At 39.0% G+C, this 18,604-nt stretch carries 16 protein-coding genes, 1 pseudogene and 1 other annotated feature; of the genes and pseudogenes, 15 read left to right on the forward strand and 2 right to left on the reverse strand.

Annotation, left to right across the window (positions count from 1 at the left end; all coding sequences use genetic code 11):
- Positions 1 to 4: 4 nt before the first annotated feature.
- The 14 genes and pseudogenes from ACTQX6_RS03700 (at position 5) to ACTQX6_RS03765 (ending at position 14,829) form a co-directional block, all read left to right on the forward strand.
- Positions 5 to 2,200: an ABC transporter ATP-binding protein gene (locus ACTQX6_RS03700; RefSeq protein ID WP_168964452.1), complete on the forward strand. Its 2,196-nt coding sequence runs from the start codon at positions 5 to 7 to the stop codon at positions 2,198 to 2,200.
- Positions 2,193 to 4,013, forward strand: coding sequence for an ABC transporter ATP-binding protein (locus ACTQX6_RS03705; RefSeq protein WP_229035752.1), 1,821 nt, complete (start codon positions 2,193 to 2,195; stop codon positions 4,011 to 4,013). The genes ACTQX6_RS03700 and ACTQX6_RS03705 overlap by 8 nt, the downstream gene beginning before the upstream one ends.
- A complete protein-coding gene (locus tag ACTQX6_RS03710) occupies positions 4,006 to 4,269 on the forward strand; it encodes a hypothetical protein (protein WP_117446245.1) in 264 nt (87 codons plus the stop codon). Before ACTQX6_RS03705 ends, ACTQX6_RS03710 begins: the two co-directional genes overlap by 8 nt.
- 232 nt (positions 4,270 to 4,501) lie before the next feature.
- Positions 4,502 to 4,594: pseudogene (locus tag ACTQX6_RS03715) on the forward strand (IS200/IS605 family transposase); the annotation flags it as partial.
- A 59-nt stretch (positions 4,595 to 4,653) separates the two neighbouring features.
- Entirely contained in the window at positions 4,654 to 5,400 is a 747-nt protein-coding gene (gene srtB, locus ACTQX6_RS03720; RefSeq protein WP_294686666.1) for a class B sortase, read from the forward strand.
- On the forward strand, positions 5,400 to 5,678 hold the full coding sequence (locus ACTQX6_RS03725; protein WP_294686664.1) for a hypothetical protein: 279 nt from the start codon (positions 5,400 to 5,402) through the stop codon (positions 5,676 to 5,678). Before srtB ends, ACTQX6_RS03725 begins: the two co-directional genes overlap by 1 nt.
- A complete protein-coding gene (locus tag ACTQX6_RS03730) occupies positions 5,675 to 6,022 on the forward strand; it encodes a Spy0128 family protein (RefSeq protein WP_117446241.1) in 348 nt (115 codons plus the stop codon). The genes ACTQX6_RS03725 and ACTQX6_RS03730 overlap by 4 nt, the downstream gene beginning before the upstream one ends.
- Positions 6,015 to 6,599 (forward strand): signal peptidase I, encoded by a 585-nt coding sequence (gene lepB, locus ACTQX6_RS03735; protein ID WP_117446240.1) that lies wholly within the window; start codon positions 6,015 to 6,017, stop codon positions 6,597 to 6,599. The genes ACTQX6_RS03730 and lepB overlap by 8 nt, the downstream gene beginning before the upstream one ends.
- A 146-nt stretch (positions 6,600 to 6,745) precedes the next feature.
- On the forward strand, positions 6,746 to 7,009 hold the full coding sequence (locus tag ACTQX6_RS03740; protein ID WP_117446239.1) for a hypothetical protein: 264 nt from the start codon (positions 6,746 to 6,748) through the stop codon (positions 7,007 to 7,009).
- Between the two features lie 423 nt (positions 7,010 to 7,432).
- Positions 7,433 to 7,960 (forward strand): PepSY domain-containing protein, encoded by a 528-nt coding sequence (locus ACTQX6_RS03745; protein ID WP_117446237.1) that lies wholly within the window; start codon positions 7,433 to 7,435, stop codon positions 7,958 to 7,960.
- A gap of 93 nt (positions 7,961 to 8,053) precedes the next feature.
- Positions 8,054 to 8,815, forward strand: a complete 762-nt coding sequence (locus ACTQX6_RS03750; protein ID WP_117446236.1) for a DeoR/GlpR family DNA-binding transcription regulator — start codon at positions 8,054 to 8,056, stop codon at positions 8,813 to 8,815.
- Positions 8,816 to 8,826: 11 nt separating this feature from the next.
- Positions 8,827 to 11,160, forward strand: coding sequence for a glycyl radical protein (locus tag ACTQX6_RS03755; RefSeq protein ID WP_294687641.1), 2,334 nt, complete (start codon positions 8,827 to 8,829; stop codon positions 11,158 to 11,160).
- Entirely contained in the window at positions 11,123 to 12,064 is a 942-nt protein-coding gene (locus tag ACTQX6_RS03760; RefSeq protein WP_117446234.1) for a glycyl-radical enzyme activating protein, read from the forward strand. The genes ACTQX6_RS03755 and ACTQX6_RS03760 overlap by 38 nt, the downstream gene beginning before the upstream one ends.
- Before the next feature lie 179 nt (positions 12,065 to 12,243).
- Complete coding sequence (locus ACTQX6_RS03765) at positions 12,244 to 14,829, forward strand: cation-translocating P-type ATPase (protein ID WP_195223136.1); 2,586 nt, start codon at positions 12,244 to 12,246, stop codon at positions 14,827 to 14,829.
- Between the two features lie 81 nt (positions 14,830 to 14,910).
- Here the strand turns inward: ACTQX6_RS03765 and ACTQX6_RS03770 are convergent, their stop codons facing one another.
- The gene (locus ACTQX6_RS03770; protein ID WP_441657337.1) at positions 14,911 to 15,804 is read right to left on the reverse strand and encodes an Rpn family recombination-promoting nuclease/putative transposase; all 894 of its coding nucleotides are present in this window, start codon (positions 15,802 to 15,804) and stop codon (positions 14,911 to 14,913) included.
- A gap of 247 nt (positions 15,805 to 16,051) precedes the next feature.
- Positions 16,052 to 16,238: a binding site (T-box leader), on the forward strand.
- 29 nt (positions 16,239 to 16,267) lie between these two features.
- On the opposite strand from ACTQX6_RS03770, the gene tyrS reads away from it, so the two are divergent.
- Positions 16,268 to 17,512 (forward strand): tyrosine--tRNA ligase, encoded by a 1,245-nt coding sequence (tyrS, locus tag ACTQX6_RS03775; protein WP_294687041.1) that lies wholly within the window; start codon positions 16,268 to 16,270, stop codon positions 17,510 to 17,512.
- Here tyrS and ACTQX6_RS03780 read toward each other — a convergent pair.
- A complete protein-coding gene (locus ACTQX6_RS03780) occupies positions 17,509 to 18,450 on the reverse strand; it encodes a TIGR01212 family radical SAM protein (RefSeq protein ID WP_294687039.1) in 942 nt (313 codons plus the stop codon). The two genes, tyrS and ACTQX6_RS03780, sit on opposite strands and share 4 nt — an antisense overlap.
- Between the last annotated feature and the right edge of the window lie 154 nt (positions 18,451 to 18,604).

The raw sequence follows: 18,604 nt of genomic DNA on the forward strand, positions 1-18,604 counted from the left end.
TCGAATGAGCAAGCTATTCAGATATTTTAAGCCATTTATCGGAAGCGTTTTCTGTATTGTCGTCTTGTTGTTTGGACAGGCGTATTGTGAATTGAATTTACCGGATACGATGCAAAATATTGTAAATGTGGGAATTCAAAATCAGGGAATCACTTCCGGTGTGTATCAAAGAGTTTCCAAGAAAACGATGCAGGGCTATTTATTTTTGGCCGATGCGGATGTTAAGGAAGAAATCTTAGATGCCTATACTTTAGTTGAACCGACAAATGCCACTTCAAAACAGATTGATGAAGTTCCGGCCTTAGAAAAAGAACCGGTTTATTTTTTAGATACTGATCTGTCAAAAGAGTCTTTAGATCAACTAAACCAGGATTTAACACAGCTGCAGATGACATTTACGATGGTGATGCAGGCTATGCAAAAGGAAGGACTATCGCAAGAACAGCTGGCATCTTTTTTGATGGAAAATGAGTTAGAGACGTTTAAGGAACAAGCTGATGAGCAAATCAAAAGCCTAGGCGAATCGACAATCACTACGATGAGTGCCCAATTTGTATCTACGGAATACAAAAATTTAGGTATGGATATGACACAACTGCAACAAAGCTATATCCTTCAAAGTGGACTTGTCATGTTGGCCTATGCACTGGCCAGTGGTATTTGTGCAATCTTAGTGGGCTATTTTGCCAGTCGGGTGGCCGCCGGTATATCATTTCACTTGCGAAATGATGTGTTTAAAAAGGTGACCTATTTCTCCAATGAAAACTTTGGGATATTTAATACCGGCACCTTGATTACTCGAACGACCAATGATATCCAACAGATTCAAATGGCAATCATCATGATCCTTCGTATCGTGATCTATGCGCCAATCATTGGAATTGGGGCCTTGCTTCATGTTCTGCAAAGTGAAGCCGGTATGACATGGATTATTGCGCTTTGCGTGGTTGTGATTTTAAGCATTGTCGGAGCTATGTTTGCCGTCGTGATGCCGAAATTTAAAAAGATGCAGAAATATACCGATAAGCTCAATAGTGTGGTTCAAGAGCTGTTAGATGGTATTCTTGTTATTCGTGCCTTCAACAATGAATCGGTAGAACAGAAAAAGTTTGATAAAGCCAATTTGGATATTACCAAGGTCAGTTTGTTTACGACACGTGCCATGGCCTTGTTGATGCCTTTGATGATGTTCTTGATGAACGGAACAACACTATTGATCTTATGGGTGGGTGCCGGTCAAGTGGACAGTGGTATGATTCAGGTCGGCAGCATTATGGCCTTCATGCAGTATGCAATGCAGGTCATCATGGCTTTTTTGATGATCACGATGATTGCCATCATGATCCCAAGAGCCAACGTCAGTGCGTTGCGCGTCTATGAAATTCTACAAACAGAAAATACCGTATTTGAACCCGAACATCCGATGGATTTTGATAAAACAAAACGCGGAGAAGTCGAATTTGATCATGTTTCATTTCGCTATCCCGGTGCCGATGAAGATGTATTAACCGATATCAGCTTTACCGCCAGCCCCGGAGAAGTAACGGCCTTTATCGGGAGCACAGGTTCCGGGAAAAGTACGTTAGTGAATCTGGTGCCTAGATTTTATGATGTCAGCGAAGGTACGATTCGTGTGGATGGTGTAGATATTCGCAATGTAGATGCCTCAAGCCTGCGTGATCGAATCGGTTATGTTCCACAAAAAGGTGTATTATTAGCAGGAACGATCGAATCTAACTTGAAGTATGCCAAACCGGATGCCGATGCAACAGAAATGGATGAAGCCTTAGCTATTGCTCAGGCTAAAGAATTTGTCGATGCCAAGCCAAAGGGGATTAAAGAACCGATCGCCCAGCAGGGAACCAATGTATCCGGCGGTCAGAAACAAAGACTTTCGATTGCCAGAGCCTTGATTCGCAAACCGGAAATTTATATTTTTGATGATTCCTTTAGTGCTCTGGATTATAAGACCGATGCCAGGCTGCGTCAGCAGCTGCATACATCGATTCAGGAAACGAAAAGCACGGTACTTCTTGTCGCACAGCGTGTTTCCACCATCCTTCATGCCAATCAGATCATTGTCTTGGAAGAAGGAAAAATGGTAGGAAAAGGTACGCATTCAGAATTGATGGAATCTTGTTCAGTCTATCAGGAAATTGTTCTTTCACAAATGAATGGAAAGGAGCTTGAAAATGTCTAGCCCAATGCATGGAAGAGGACAAAGCGTACAAAAGCCTAAAGATTTTAAAGGCTCTTTAAAAAAGATCGTGCGCATTTTAGCTCCTTATAAATTTAGTTTTATTCTTGGTTTGATTACGGCTGTGGTTTCCGTTGTAATCAGTGTTGTCGGCCCTAAAATCATGGGGAATATCATTACCGAGATTGCCAATGGCTTTATGGCAAAGGTACAGGGAACCGGTGGTATAGACTTTGATAAGATCTTTGAGATCGTATCTATACTTTGTGCCATTTACGCATTAAGTTCAGCTTTTGAATATGTACAAGGCTTTTTGATGTCCGGTGTATCTAATAAGATCGGGTATTCTTTACGAAAAGAAATGAATCAGAAGATCGATCGTCTTCCGCTTTCTTATTTTGATAAACATGCCCATGGCGATATTCTTTCGCGCTTTACCAACGATGTTGATACATTGGTACAGTCCTTAAACCAGACCTTATCTTCACTTTTAAGCAATCTGGTTCGTGTGATCGGATTTTTGGTCATGATGGTATCCATATCCTGGAAGATGACCTTATTGGCTCTTGTGATTGTACCATTAAGCATTATCGTTGTGATGTTTGTTGTGAAACGTTCTCAATCGTATTTTAAGCAGCAACAAAAATCCTTGGGAATCGTCAATGGTCATATTGAAGAAATGTATTCGGCACATATCATTGTGAAGGCCTTTAACGGTGAAAAACAAAGCATGCAAACCTTTGAAACCTACAACAAAGATCTTTATCAAAGCGCATGGAAATCCCAGTTTTTATCCGGATTGATGATGCCGTTAACCCAGTTTATCGGAAATTTAGGTTATGTCGGTGTATGTATTTTAGGTGGATACTTGGCGATGCGACAAGAGATCGCATTAGGGGATATACAATCTTTTATTACCTATACACGTAACTTTACCCAGCCGATCAACCAAATTTCACAATCGATGAATACGTTGCAGTCAACCGCAGCGGCGGCCGAGCGTGTCTTTGAATTCCTGGATCAGCCTGAACAACTTCCGGATTCTACAGCGCCAGTTTCCAACCAGGAAACAATAGGACAGGTATCTTTTGAAAATGTTGTTTTTGGCTATGAACCAGATAAGACGATCATTCATAACTTTTCTATGTATGTTAAGCCCGGACAGACCGTAGCCATCGTAGGACCGACCGGTGCCGGAAAAACAACGATCGTCAAATTACTGATGCGCTTTTATGAGTTGAATAGTGGTGCCATCTATATAGACGGCGTAAATATCAAAGATATGAAACGAAGTGATCTTCGAAGCAAAGTGGGTATGGTCTTACAGGATGCCTGGTTGTTTGAAGGAACGATTATGGAAAACTTACGCTTTGGAAAACAAAGCGCTACGGATCAGCAAGTTATCGAAGCCTGTAAACTTGCTCATGTCGATCATTTTATTCATACCTTAGATCATGGATATCAAACCATGTTAGGCAATGATACAAGTAATATCTCACAGGGACAAAAACAGTTGTTAACCATTGCCCGTGCTTTCTTAGCTGATCCTTCTATTTTGATTTTAGATGAAGCAACTTCCAGTGTAGATACACGAACAGAGATCTTGATTCAAAAAGGAATGGATGAATTGATGAAAGGCAGAACCAGCTTTGTCATTGCCCATCGATTATCTACAATCAAAAACGCCGATGCGATACTCGTCATGGATCATGGAGATATCGTAGAAGTCGGAAATCATGAACAACTTATGAAAAAACAAGGTTTCTATTACAATTTATATAATGCACAGTTTGAAGGAGATGAAGAAATTGAATAAAGTTCGAATTACTTTAGATGACTATAGAAATCTGGAAGAAGCATACAGTGATATTGTTGCTAAACTACGATTAGAGCAAGCAAAGGTGCAGGATATAACATCTTTACAAGAGGAATTGATGAATATTTCAGAAGATATCGTGATTGAATTAAGGCAGATAAATACTATACCAGATGAACTTTTATCACTTCAAAAAGTTTTTGAAGATGTTCAACAAAACAACGATCACGTTTATCTAATCAGAGGAATTGGCTAAAAAACAATATCATTTCGTTAAAACAAGTACGGAATGATAGACCGGGAAAATGACTAAAAATGAGCAAGCAGAACATTCAAGTTTTGAATGTTCTGTTTTTGGCTAGTAAAACCTCTAGATAGTCTAGGGTCCGCCTAAGCTTAAGCAAAGAGATCATGAAAAAAAGAGCCTCCTTGCATTATAATTCGTATGTGGTCTGCAAACTACAACGAAAGATGTAAGGAGGTCTTTTATGTCACAGTATACTGATGACTTACACAGTTTATCACATACGAAATGGAATGGTAAGTATCATGTGGTATTTGCACCGAAGTACAGGAGAAAAGACGTAGAAATGATGCATAGTTGGTCGAATAAAGATCCTTTCTAAGGTGGCTGTATTCTATGAAGATTGCAGAAAGTATCGCAAGGCTGGGTAATAAGCTTTTATCTCTAATTGCCGTTTTATTAATCTTGCTGCTTTTCTCATATGGAGCTTACTCTTTGTGGGATATTTATCGAATCAATAATAATGCGTTTGTATCGGACAGTCTACTTCGTTATAAGCCGGACGGCATTCACAGCCCCGGCTTTGACGAGTTAAGAAAACAAAACCCAGATGTCAAGGCCTGGATCACTGTGGATGACACACACATTGATTATCCTGTTTTACAGGGAAAGGATGACATGGAGTATTTGAACAAAGATCCATTAGGAGAATTTGCGCTGAGTGGATCCATTTTCCTTTCATCGCAAAACCAGGAAGATTTTTCAGATAGTTACAATCTGACGTTTGGTCATCATATGGAAAATGGGGCTATGTATGGGGATTTGTCAAAAATGCTTGATCAATCGTACTTGAAAGAACATCAGAAAGGAATATTGTATCTTCCGGATAAGATGATTGCGATTCGATTGTATGCGGCATTAGAGTGTGATGCATATGAATCTAATGTCTACCATATCGCTTCCATACAACAACATAGGAATTCCTTTCAAAATTTTGTCCACGAGAATGCCAAGGCCTATTTGGAATCGAACGTAAAATCTACGGATAAAATCATTGCTTTATCAACTTGTATGAGTGCTACGACAAATGGTCGTATCGTTGTGTTTGGTGTTTTAAATGAGATAGAAAAGGAGGCGCCATAATGATAAATAAATTAAAAAAGAATAGACGTCTTCTTGTTTTGATTGTTTTTGCCATCTGCTTATCCATGGGATTTATGAAGCCTGTTTTTGCGCAAGAGAATAGTTTAACAGTTCGATTGCAGGCACACCTTTCCGTCTTGGCGGATGCAAAGCAAAGTCCTCCCAGAGAAGTATATCGTTTCAAACTGGAAACATTAAATGAAAAAAAGGAAGCCATAGCCGAGGATGTTGTTGAAACAGCAGTAGAAAATGAAGGGTATGTTTCTTCAAGAATTTGATCTTTGATACGACAGGAACTTATTTTTATCGTATTTCACAGATTAATGAGCATCAAGAGCAGGTTATATACGATCCTGCAATCTATTACCTTACTGTTGATGTATACTATGATTCGAATCATACTTTAGCGACTTCTGTTATAGCTTATAAGGATGGTTCTGTAGAAAAAACAGAGAATATTCATTTTTCCAATTCGTATCAGTTAACCGGATCGCAACAACACATAGATAAAACTAAGACACAATACACAACGCAGATGCAAAGCTACTGGTTTTTATGTATCGCAGCTTTCATTCTATTGGTCATACTGGTGATTGCTTACAGGAGAAAAGAAAATGGCTGATGATCCGGTTGTAAAGGCTGTATCCAATCGTTTTCCTTCAAGAAGGCACGGTAAACATCCAAAAAAAGTAAGAGAAGAGAAATCAAAGGCATGGGAGGAAGTAAAGTTCTTTGGAATGCGTCTAATGGCAATGTTGTTGATTTTATATCTAATGTTTGGTGTTTTATTTGGTCTTATGCCAATGCCAAATGAAGATATAAAACCAAAGATAGCTGCCGGTGACTTAATGTTATTTTATCGTCTTGATCAGACTTATCAGATTGGTGATGTGCTTGTCTATACTAAGGAAGATAAAACTTATGTCGGAAGAGTGGTCGCAAGAGAAGGCGATGAAGTTGATATTTCAGAGGACCATTATTTACAAATCAACGGTCATTCCGTTATGGAAACAGATATTTACTATTCCACAGGGGAATATGAAGGTGGAATTTCTTTGCCGGTAAAGGTTCCTTCTCAATGCTATTTTTTATTGGCAGATTTGCGTGAAGGCGGCAAAGATTCTCGAATATTAGGACCGGTAAATCGTTCGGAAATACAAGGTAAAGTCATGACCGTAATTCGTAGAAGTGGCATTTAATATATCATAGAGGAGTTAATTCTCTATGATTTTTTATTTTGAAACCTCTTTAAAGTAATCGCTTACAAATTTTTTGAAAATATTTAACAAAAATTTGACAACATTTTTCATTCTATGTAGTATAAAAGAGTAAAGGAGTGATATATTTGAGAAGAATCAACATTATATTAGATCGTATTCAGGAGATGGATCGTCCTCTTGAAGAAATTTTCCTCTTGTTGCAGGTGGATTATAAACCCGAAGAGAGTCTTGAAACACTTTATAATGCATTGGTGAAGATCCAGGACCGCACAAAAATTCGTATCGTGCAGAAAAAGCCCGTTTCTGAACAGCTGATGCAGATCGTTCGTTGTTTTCAGAAATCCTCGGTACAAAATAAAAACTTAGACGTAAAGCTTTGCGTTGCATAGATAAGGTAGAAACAGGATTCAATAATATCCTGTTTTTTTATATGAGTGTAAAAAATACAATATAGTTTATAATGAAGTTGAAAGCGCGGGGTTTATTATGAAAAGAAAACCTCAATTCAACTTGGAAACCATAGAAGTGATATTGACTATTACTTTAATGGTTTTTATCTGTGTGAATGTTAAAACACATTGGATTCCCTTTTACATTGTTAATGCGTTGTTGATCTTATTTCTATTGTTATTGGTGGTGATAAGAGGTATTGAATATCACAAATATAAGAAAAATAAAGAAGGTTTTTCATTGCTTGTGATATGGATTTTTATGTTTTTCTTCCAGTTGATTCTGCAGTTTTGGTTTTAGAAGCAAAAATCATAGAGCGATCGAATAAGTTCTGATAGAATATATATAACAGGGAGGGCTTTATGAAAAAATCAGTTATCCTTATTCTTGTTCTGGTTGTTGTCGTTTTGATCGTTGGCGTTTCTTTGTTTTTTGGATTGCAGGTCAATTTAGAAAAGGCAAGAGATATCGCATTAGATCGGGTATCGGATGAAAAGGCGGAAATTATTGAAGAAAAAAGCGAAAAAGAGTTCTTGTTATCAGAGTATGAGTTTACTATTCTTACAGAGGATGCTCGTTATGAGATTACCGTAGGAAGCTTTGGAGATATCAATGGATTTGAAAAAGAGGAACTTCCAAAACAATCAACGCAGTCTACTGAACAAAACAATACACAAAATAATACAACCGATATCGGAATGCAGAAAGCACAGGAGATCGCACTATCTAATCATGCCGATGGTACGATTACCGATGCCGATCGTGATGTAGAACCAAATGGTATCTTCTATGAGATCGAAGTGACAGAGGGATTGACAGAATATGATTATACGATTAACGGAAACGATGGAACGATTATAAGAACAACACAAGACAGCGTACATGATTAAGAACCTGGAAACGGGTTCTTATTTTTTATTATTGTTGTTTATTTTTCTTTATTATTTATTATTGATGTGTTATAGTGGTTGTGGTGATAAAAGATGTTTGTGGAAGAAAGACAAGACTTGATCGTAGAAGAGCTGATCAGTAAGGGAAGCGTACGTGTCAAAGAATTAAGTGAGCGTTTTTCGGTCACAGAAGATTTGATTCGTAAAGATTTAAGCGTTCTGGAAAAAGAAGGCAAATGTAAGAAAATTTATGGTGGTGCTATTCCGGTCAAAGAAAATGTACAACGGAAAACGGCAGCACAACGAAAGAAACTAAATACGGAACAGAAAAAAACGATAGCACAGAAAGCTGTACAGAAAATTGAGGATGGCAGTGTTGTCTTCTTAGATATCAGTACCACGGTCGTTGAACTGGCTCGTATTATTGCCGAAAAGAACCTTCCCATTACTGTAGTGACCAATTCATTGGAAGTAATCAATATTTTGGTCAACTCCAACAGTAATGTCATCTTCATTGGTGGTGAATTTGACTTTGGTAAAGATGGGTTTGTCGGCAGTCTGGCTGATCAGATGTTGGAAAACTTTCATTTTGATATCGCATTTATGGGCGTAGTTGGACTGGATTTGGAAGAAGACGCCGTTTATACGTATATGGCCAATGATGGAGTGACAAAACATGTGGTCATGAAGCAATCAAAACTGACTTACATGCTTGTCGATCATGAAAAATTCAGTCAGATTGGAAATTATAAATATGCCCGTGTGGAAGAATTTACCGGGTTGATCACCGATCATGCGTTAGGAAAAGCTCATCGCAAGCTTTGTCAAAAATACGGAATCGAAGTTTTAGACTAGGAGGACACACTATGGAAAATCGAATTCAAATTTTAAAAGACAAAATGCTTTCACAACCTCGATATGTGAGTATCGAACAGGCGTTGATCATCACAAGAACATATAAGGAGCATGAAGGTGAATCTGCTCAGATGAAAAGAGCGTATGCATTATATAATGCGTTAAATGAATTGGAAATCGGTGTAGAACCGGAAGAATTGATCGTAGGAAATCGTACAAAAGGCGTCCGATATGGCGTTGTTTTTCCGGAAAGTGGTATCAGTTGGGTTGACCAAGAATTAGAAACGATCGATTCTCGTCCACAGGATCGTTTTCAGGTTCGTCCAGAGGATATTGAAACTTTCCGAAAAGAGATTCTTCCATACTGGAAGGGAAAGAGTTTGGAAGATGTTCTTCGTAAACGTGCCGGAGATCAAATTGATGCCATCAGCAAAGTTGTAAAGATCAATCAAAAAGATCATGCGCAGGGTCATATTTGTCCAAATGTGGCTGAATGGCTTCAAAAAGGACCGCAAGGATTAAAAGAAGAAGCCAGTCAACACTTAAAAAACTGTACGGAAGAACAAAAAGATTTTTATCGTTCTATTGTATTGATCATGGAAGGCGTACAGAAATTTATGATGCGCTATCATGATTTATTGTTGCAGGAAGCTGATACATCACCGGAACATGCCGCAACCATGAAACAAGTGGCAGAAATCTGTGCCAACTTATCAAAGCATCCGGCCCGGACGTTCCATGAAGCCGTACAATCGATGTGGTTTTTGTTTGTGATCTTACACATGGAAAGCAATGCCTCCAGTTTTTCACCGGGACGTTTGGATAAAACTTTATATCCATACTATAAAAAAGATAAAGAAGAGCTTTTGATCAATGATCAAGAAGCATTGGAGATTATTGAATGCTTATGGTTGAAATTTAACCAGATCGTGTATTTACGCAATAAGAATTCCGCAAAATACTTTGCCGGTTTTCCCATCGGTTTTAACATTGCCGTTGGTGGTGTGGATGAAAACGGACAGGATTTCAGCAATGAATTAAGTCATCTATTCTTAACGGCACAGGAAGAGCTTGGCCTTCCACAACCAAATTTAAGTGTTCGTCTGCACGAGCATACAAATGAAGAATTGCTTCGTCATGCGGTCAAGGTCGTATCTAAGGGCAGTGGTATGCCGCAGTTCTTTAATGATAAAGCCATTGTCCATGAACTGGAAAAGTTAGGAATTTCCCATAAAGATGCCTTGGATTATGCCATTGTTGGTTGTGTGGAATTAACGACACAGGGAAATAATCTGGGCTGGTCTGATGCAGCCATGTTTAATATGAATAAAGTGTTAGAGCTTACATTAAATCATGGAAAATGTCTTCTGACAGGACAGCAGCTGGGACCGGATCTGGGTTCTTTAAGTACTTATCAGAACTTTGATGCACTGCAGGAAGCCTTTAAGAAGATGATGTTGTACTTTATTGATAAGATGATTCCTTGTTGCGAAGAGGTGGAAAAAGCCCATATTGATATTTTACCGACCGGCTTTTTAAGCAGTGTGATCGATGACTGTATGGAAAAAGGCTTGGATGTCACAAAAGGTGGTGCGCATTATAACTTGTCTGGTATCCAGATGATTCAGGTTGCCAACTTAGCGGACTCTTTAGCTGCCATCAAACAGATGGCTTATGATGAAAAACGGATTGAACCACAGGCTTTGGAACAAGCCTTGCAGACAAATTTTGAACACGATGAAGTTATGCGCCAGATGTTGTTGAACCGTGTTCCAAAATATGGTAACGATGTGGAATGGGTCGATGAATTAGGGGCCAAATGGGCACAGTTCTTTAGAGATACACTTAGAAATTATACGAATTATCGTGGTGGTATGTATCATTCCGGTATGTACACAGTCAGCGCCCATGTACCGATGGGACAAAATGTGGGAGCCAGCGCAGATGGGCGATTATCGCAAACACCGTTGGCCGATGGTGGCTTATCTGCCGTTTATGGTCGTGATTTAAAAGGGCCGACTGCTGTTTTAAAATCCGTATCTCGACTTCAAGATGATTGTACGACTAATGGTGGTTTGTTGAATATGAAATTTTTACCGGAATTCTTTGCGACGGAAAGCGGTATTCAGAAATTCTGTAATTTACTTCGTACCTTTGTCGATTTGGAAATTCCGCACATTCAGTTTAATGTGGTTCGAAGAGAAGATTTACTGGCAGCGCAAAAGCATCCGGAACAATATAGTTCACTGACAGTACGTGTGGCCGGTTACACAGCTTACTTTACCGAACTGGCTGGGGATCTTCAAAATGAGATCATCGCAAGGACATCCTATGACAACATCTAAGCTTCGTGTCTTTGATATTAAACGCTTTTCCACACATGATGGCATTGGCATACGAACGACAGTATTTTTAAAAGGCTGTCCCTTGCGTTGTAAATGGTGCCAGAATCCGGAAGGACTTTTACCGACTGCTCAGGTTTTATATATGGAAAATAAGTGTATTCACTGCTTGAGTTGTCTAAATGCCAGCAAGAGGCAGGGAATTGAAGTCAAAGACGGAAGAATTTGTCTGCATCGTGAAAAAAAAGAAGATTGGAATGCTATTGTAGATGCCTGTCCGACACGTGCACTGCAGTTTGATTCAAAGGAATATACGATCGAACAGCTTCTGACAGAAATCAAAAAAGATGAAGCTTTCTTTAAGCGGGAAGGTGGGGTAACCATATCCGGCGGAGAACCGTTTCTACAACCGGAAGGCTTACTGGCGCTTTTAAAGGCTTGTCATGAAGAAAAGATTCATACGGCCATCGAAACCAGTCTATTTACCGATTCCCAATGGCTGGAAAAGGCTTTACCATATCTGGATCAGATTTATGCGGATTGTAAGTTGTTTGGTGCAAAAGAGCATAAAAAATATACCGGAGTCGATAATGCTTTGATTCTGAAAAATATTCAATTGCTTCTACAATCCGATAAAAAAGAACATGTGATCATTCGTACACCGTTGATTCCAACTATGACCGCTACAAAAGAAAATATTGCCGCGATTTCCAAGTTTTTGGTTTCTGTGTATCCGGATGTGCACTATGAGATTTTAAACTATAATCCTTTGGCTCAATCGAAGTATGCCTATTTAGATATGGACTTTTGTTTCAAAGAGAATCCCAACCTCTATAACAAAGAAGTCATGGAATCGTTTTATAGTGTAGCAAAGGAAAACGGCATTCGTAATCTTGTGATTGAATAAAAAATGTTTGAAATTTACAAACAGATTATGTACAATATCTGCAATGAGGGAGTAGTCTAGCATTGCTTGATTGTTCAACATACCCGAATGTAAATTCTGGACAATCTTAAAGACAAGACTCATTAAGGACGCAAGGTCTTTAATGGATCTTGTCTATTTTTATTGTAAAGGAGAAAGTTATGTCAATCTATAATCAGACACAAAAGGAAGTTCTTGAACAATTATCCACTTCGATGGAAGGTCTCTCCAATGAAGAAGTAAAAAAACGACAGGAACAATACGGATTAAACCAGATGAATCAGAGCAAGCCGAAAAGTCCGGTCTTGATCTTTTTAGAACAATATAAAGATCTATTAGTTATCGTATTGATCTGTGCGGCTTTGATATCTGCCTTTTCCGGTGAATATGTCAGCACGGCTGTTATTTTAGTGGTTATCACGATCAATGCGATCCTGGGAACGATTCAAACCTTGAAGGCCAGAAAATCACTGGAAAGCTTACAAAAGCTTTCCACACCCCATGTCAAAGTATTACGCAACGGGCAAATGGAAGAAATATCCAGTGATCAGTTGACCATTGGTGATATTGTCTGTGTAGAGGCCGGAGATGTGATCGAAGGCGATGGACGTATTTTAGAGGCAGCGAATTTGCAGATCAATGAAAGTGCTTTGACCGGTGAATCTTTACCACAGGAAAAAACGACTGAGTCTTTAAGTGGAGAACAGCCTTTAGCCGATCAGACCAACATGGCTTTTTCCAGCGGATTGGTTACCAATGGTACCGGAAAATATGTTGTATCTTCCATTGGAATGGATACACAGATCGGTCATATCGCCAGCATGATCGAAAATGCACAGGAACGTAAGACACCATTGCAGAAAAGCTTAGATGAATTTTCTGTTAAACTCACCATCAGCATTTGTGTGATCTGTGCCATTATTTTAGCCATTAATGTCTTTTTAGCGCATGAAAACGTATTGGATGCTTTGTTGATTGCGGTGGCCTTAGCTGTTGCAGCTATTCCGGAGGCTTTAGGATCCATCGTTACGATCGTGCTTTCTATTTCAACCCAAAAGATGGTCAAGGAAAATGCGATTATCAAGCAGTTAAATGCTGTGGAAAGCTTAGGATGTGTTTCTATTATCTGCTCCGATAAGACGGGAACATTGACACAGAATAAAATGAAGGTCATGGATGTCTTTGCCAATCAGGAAGCTTTTCCACCGGAAACTTTAGATGCCGATGATCATTGTCATGACGTTTTATTGAAAGAATGTCTATTATGTAACAATGCGATTTATCGAGAAGATGCACAGATTGGGGATCCAACGGAGATCGCTTTGTTGGAGCTGTTTGACAATTATGGTAAAAAAGATGGCGATTATATAGTTGAAACCGAACGTATGGATGAGATTCCATTTGATTCGACTCGTAAGATGATGTCCATCAACTCAAAATCACACCTTTATACCAAAGGTGCTGTGGATGAGCTGTTAAAGCGTTGTACGCAAATCTTGATCCATGATCAAAAACGTCCAATTACAAGTGAAGATAAGGAAGTCATCCTGTCAAAGAATGAATATTATGCCAAAAAAGGGTTGCGTGTCTTAGGTTTTGCCTATAAAAATATGGAACCAAAACCGCTTGATTTTGCCGATGAAAGCGATTTGTGCTTTGTAGGTATGGTGGCCCAGATGGATCCGCCTCGTCAAGAAAGCAAAGATGCGGTTGAAAAATGTCGTATTGCCGGTATCAAACCTATCATGATCACAGGTGATCATGCGATTACTGCCCAAAGTATTGCCACAGAGATTGGTATATTTAACGAGGGTGATGTGGTCTTGGAAGGTTCGCAATTAGAAAAGATGAGTGAAGATGAACTGGATGCGATCTTACCAAAAGTTTCTGTATATGCTCGTGTGGCACCGGAACACAAGATTCGTATCGTCAAGGCATGGCAGAAACGAAATGAAATCGTAGCCATGACCGGAGATGGTGTCAATGATGCCCCGGCACTGAAACAAAGTGATATTGGTGTTGCCATGGGAATTACCGGAACAGAGGTTTCCAAGGATGCCGCCAGTATGATCTTAATGGATGATAACTTCTCTACGATCGTAAAAGCGGTCATTACCGGACGAAACGTCTATACCAATATTAAAAATGCCATTACGTATTTATTGTCAGGAAACTTCTCGGCCATTTTGGCGGTTGTTTATACATCTGTATTATTCTTGCCAACACCATTTACGGCTGTGCATTTGTTGTTTATTAACTTGATTACAGACTCCTTACCGGCCATTGCGATCGGTATGGAAAAAGGCTCAGATGATATTTTGAAACAAAAACCTAGAAAGAGTGATGATTCCATCCTGAATTCAAAAACGTTGATCCAAATTGGTACCGAAGGTTTGATCATCTTTGTCTTTGTGATGACTGCCTACTATTTAGGAAATGAAGTCAGTCCGGCGTTGGCTAGTACCATGGCATTTGCGACTTTGTGTTTATCTCGTTTATTCCATGGTTTCTCCAGCCGTTCCGCATTGCCTTTATATAAGCTTTCTATCAATGTCTATAGCTGTTTAGCCTTTGTTGTCGGAGCCGGTTTATTAATGTTGATTTTATTAGTTCCAGGTTTACACGGACTCTTTAGCGTTGCACAAGACCTGACTTTACAATATATCGGTTTGATCGTTCTCTGTGCTTTTGCTTCTTTTATCTGTATTCAGCTATTACGCATTATTAAAACAACAATTAAGAAATAACACTTTGAGGTGATTTGTCACCTCATTTTTTATACAATTTCATAAAAAACAGGATAGTTTGAAGTCTATCCTGTTTTTAGATTATTGACAATCTTTTAAGATATGGTGAATTTCTTCCGTTGATTTTTGTATAGCTTTGGCAATCTGTCCTACAGACATTGTTTGGGATAACGTTTCAATCATATTTCTCTGTTCTTCCAATCTGCCTAGTTCACGTCCTTTTTGCAAGGCTTCTTCACGGGCCCATTTGATTCGTGCATTTTCCATTCGAATGCTGTCATTGATACTCAACTGTTCGAATTCTTCATTGAGCTGATCGATCCATTCCTGGCTCATATACTTGATGATCTTGTCTGCCATGGCGATTTCTTCTTCCTGCTTGATTACTTCTTTGATTATAGACTGTTTTCCTTCGTCTTCAAAGTATTTCAGAAAGAAACTCCACTTTTCAAGTAAGCTCATGTCTTTTACATCCATCAAAGGAACTTTGGGAAGCTGAACAAAGATCAGCTGCATTAACTGTCCGGCATATTTTAAAGCCTGTCCTTTCCAGTTTCTTTGTTCAAACTGTTCCACCAGCTCTTCATATTCCGGAGAAATGATAAAATCCGTGATCACGCTTTGATAAACCAGATGAAAATTCGAATAGGGTTCGCCTTCTTTTAGGACTTGTCTGGATGCTAAACGAATCTCATAATAGAACATGCGATAAAAGAATTCTTCTGGATCGTAAACCACCTGCATTTCGATATTGGCCAGACGACCATCATCAAAAGAGACAATAAGATCCATGCGGGGATGTTTCTGATGGACAATCTCGGAAGTCAGTTCACTGTTCATGACTTTAACAGAAGAAACCGGCTGTTTGAGAATGGAACGGAGCAGGGAACAAAGTGCGATCTGGCTTTCTTTCGTATCGGAACCAAAGACGGACTTAAAAGCCATGTCGTGTTTTAAATTCAATTTCGATGGCATAGAAACCTCCTTACTATCAGCTATCAAAACAAAGCAGTAAAAGAAGGCAAGTAAAAACAGATTTCACATACTAGCAACAATAGCCTCACTATTAGATACGAAATAAATCAGGAAAACTATTAAAAATTTCAATACTTTTTTGAATGATTTAGACTTTGTGCAGATACTTCTCTTTTTTTGTGTTCATTTTGATGCATAACTGGCGCATAATAAGGGTTGCTTTTTCAATTGTTTTTTGTATAATTTAACTACAGCTAAGAAGAGAAAGAGTACATAGTGTCTTTCTTTACAGAGAGCGACTGTTTGGTGCAAGGTCGCAGGAAAGTCTATGGAATACACCTTGGAGCTTCATCATGACGTATGTCTGCGTTAAAGACTAGAGTGCATACTTTTTGTATGAAGTAAGGTGGTACCGCGTTGATAACGTCCTTATAGAGGGCGTTTTTTTTATGGAGGAAACAAAATGAAGTTATTTGATGAATTAAAGTGGCGTGGTCTTGTCGATAATGTGACAAGCCCGGATGTAGAAGATGCCATCAACAATGAACAGCTGACCTTTTATATTGGAACCGATCCAACAGCAGATTCTTTACATATTGGACACTACAGTTCTTTGTTAATGGCGAAGCGTTTACAGATGCATGGACATCATCCTATCATGCTGGTTGGTGGTGCTACCGGTTTTATCGGTGATCCAAAGGCTACCGGCGAGCGTAATATGTTAACACCGGAAGTATTACAGAAAAACTATGATGCCCTGCATGCGCAGATTTCAAAACTTTGGGGCTTTGATATGGTCAACAATTTGGACTGGACAAAAGATATTACGATCATTGACTTTTTGCGTGACTATGGAAAACTGTTTAACGTCAACTATATGATCAACAAGGAAACGGTAAAGAAACGTCTGGACAGTGGTATTAGCTACACCGAATTCTCTTATATGATCTTACAGAGTTTAGATTTCTATACGTTATATAAGACCAGAAATTGTACGATGCAGATTGGTGGCCAGGATCAATGGGGAAATATCACCTCCGGATTGGAACTGATTCGTAAAAAATGTGGTGCGGATGTCAAATGTTATGGCTTGACGATGCCATTGATCACAAAAGCCGATGGTACAAAGTTTGGTAAGAGTGAAAGTGGAACGGTATGGTTGGATCCGAAAAAGACCAGTCCGTATGAATTGTATCAGTTCTTGTTCAATACCGAAGATACAAAAGTCATTGAATATTTGAAGAAACTGACGTTCTTGACCAAAGAAGAAATTGATGCTTTGGAAGTTTATTTAAAAGAAGAACCGCATAAACGCGAAGCACAGAAAGCTTTGGCCAGTCAGGTCGTTAAAGATCTTCATGGAGAAGAAGGATTAGACAGTGCATTAAAAATCACCAATGCGTTATTTAGAGGTTCTTTTTCGGAGTTGAATGATGCGCAGAAATTAGAAGCTGTAGCACAGATGGATCAGATTGAATGTCCTTGTGGTCTGATGTTGGAGGATGTACTGATTCAAACACACATCGCTTCCAGTAAACGAGAAGCACGTGAATGGATCAAGGGAAACTCGATTTCCATCAATGGAAATAAGGTGAATGACCCACAGATGTTGATTGCACAGGGAAATTGTTGTGTGCAAGATTATATGATCTTACGTCGTGGTAAGAAAAATTACTATTGTGTCAAAATGAAAGAGCAGGAAAACTAATTCCCGCTCTTTTTTCCTTGCCATGTGTTTAATGCCGCCATTTTTTTATCGATTTCATTGGTCACGATCGTCTTTTTGATGGTCCATAAAGGAGCAATCAGATCTTTGGCCATTCCATCTCCTGTCAATCGTTCTACGATGCAGTCATAAGGTAAAATTTCCAGTTGTCTGACTACCACATCCACATAGTCTTCTAAGGAAAGTAACGGAAATGGATGCTCCTGGTATTGTTTTGCCAAAACGGTGCCTTCGATGATATGTAACATATGAATCTTGATCGCATCAAAAGGATGTTTGCCAAGCTGTCGCACCGTATCGATCATATCTTCTTTGGTTTCACCGGGTAAGCCATTAATGATATGTACACAGGTCAAAATGGGAGCATCTTTTAGCTGTTCCAATGCATCCCAAAGCTCTTGTGTTGTATGAAGCCGATTTAAACGTTCCATAGTCTTATCATGTGCGCTTTGTAAGCCTAGCTCGATCCAGGTTTCTTTTTCTTTAGCTTTTTCAGAAAAATAATTGATGATTTCCGGGTTTAGACAATCGGGTCTTGTCGCAATACAAACTCCTAAAACATCGTCACGGGCATAAAAGGGATCATAGATTTTTTGTATCGTCTTCAAATCGGCATAGGTGTTGGAGTAAGATTGAAAGTACGCAAAGCCTAAACAACCCGGCCATTTTCTTTGCATTCGCTCTAAGCCAAGTTCATATTGAGTTTCCAAACTGTCCAAAAAGGAAAGGATACTGTCACCGCTTCCTTTTCCGGAACAAAAGGTACAGCCGCCAAATCCTTTGGTACCATCTCGATTGGGGCAGGTAAAGCCGCCATTCAAGGGAACCTTGGCTACTTTTTGATGATACTTGGTCTTAAAATAATGATTGATCGTATAATATCGTTTATTGTCATGAGAGTGTGTATAAGAATTGTTCATTGTCATCACCTTGCACATCCTATCATATTTCGATCAGAAATGACAGCTTGTTGAAAAAGACAAAACACACTAAAAAATATAATCTTTGATTTATTCGATAGATAAAGGCTTTCCAGCTCAAAACAATGAGTCATGCAGAATTTATGCTACACAT

Origin of the sequence: Faecalicoccus sp. LCP19S3_E2 (assembly GCF_052121255.1) — a bacterium.
Taxonomy (GTDB): domain Bacteria; phylum Bacillota_I; class Bacilli_A; order Erysipelotrichales; family Erysipelotrichaceae; genus Faecalicoccus.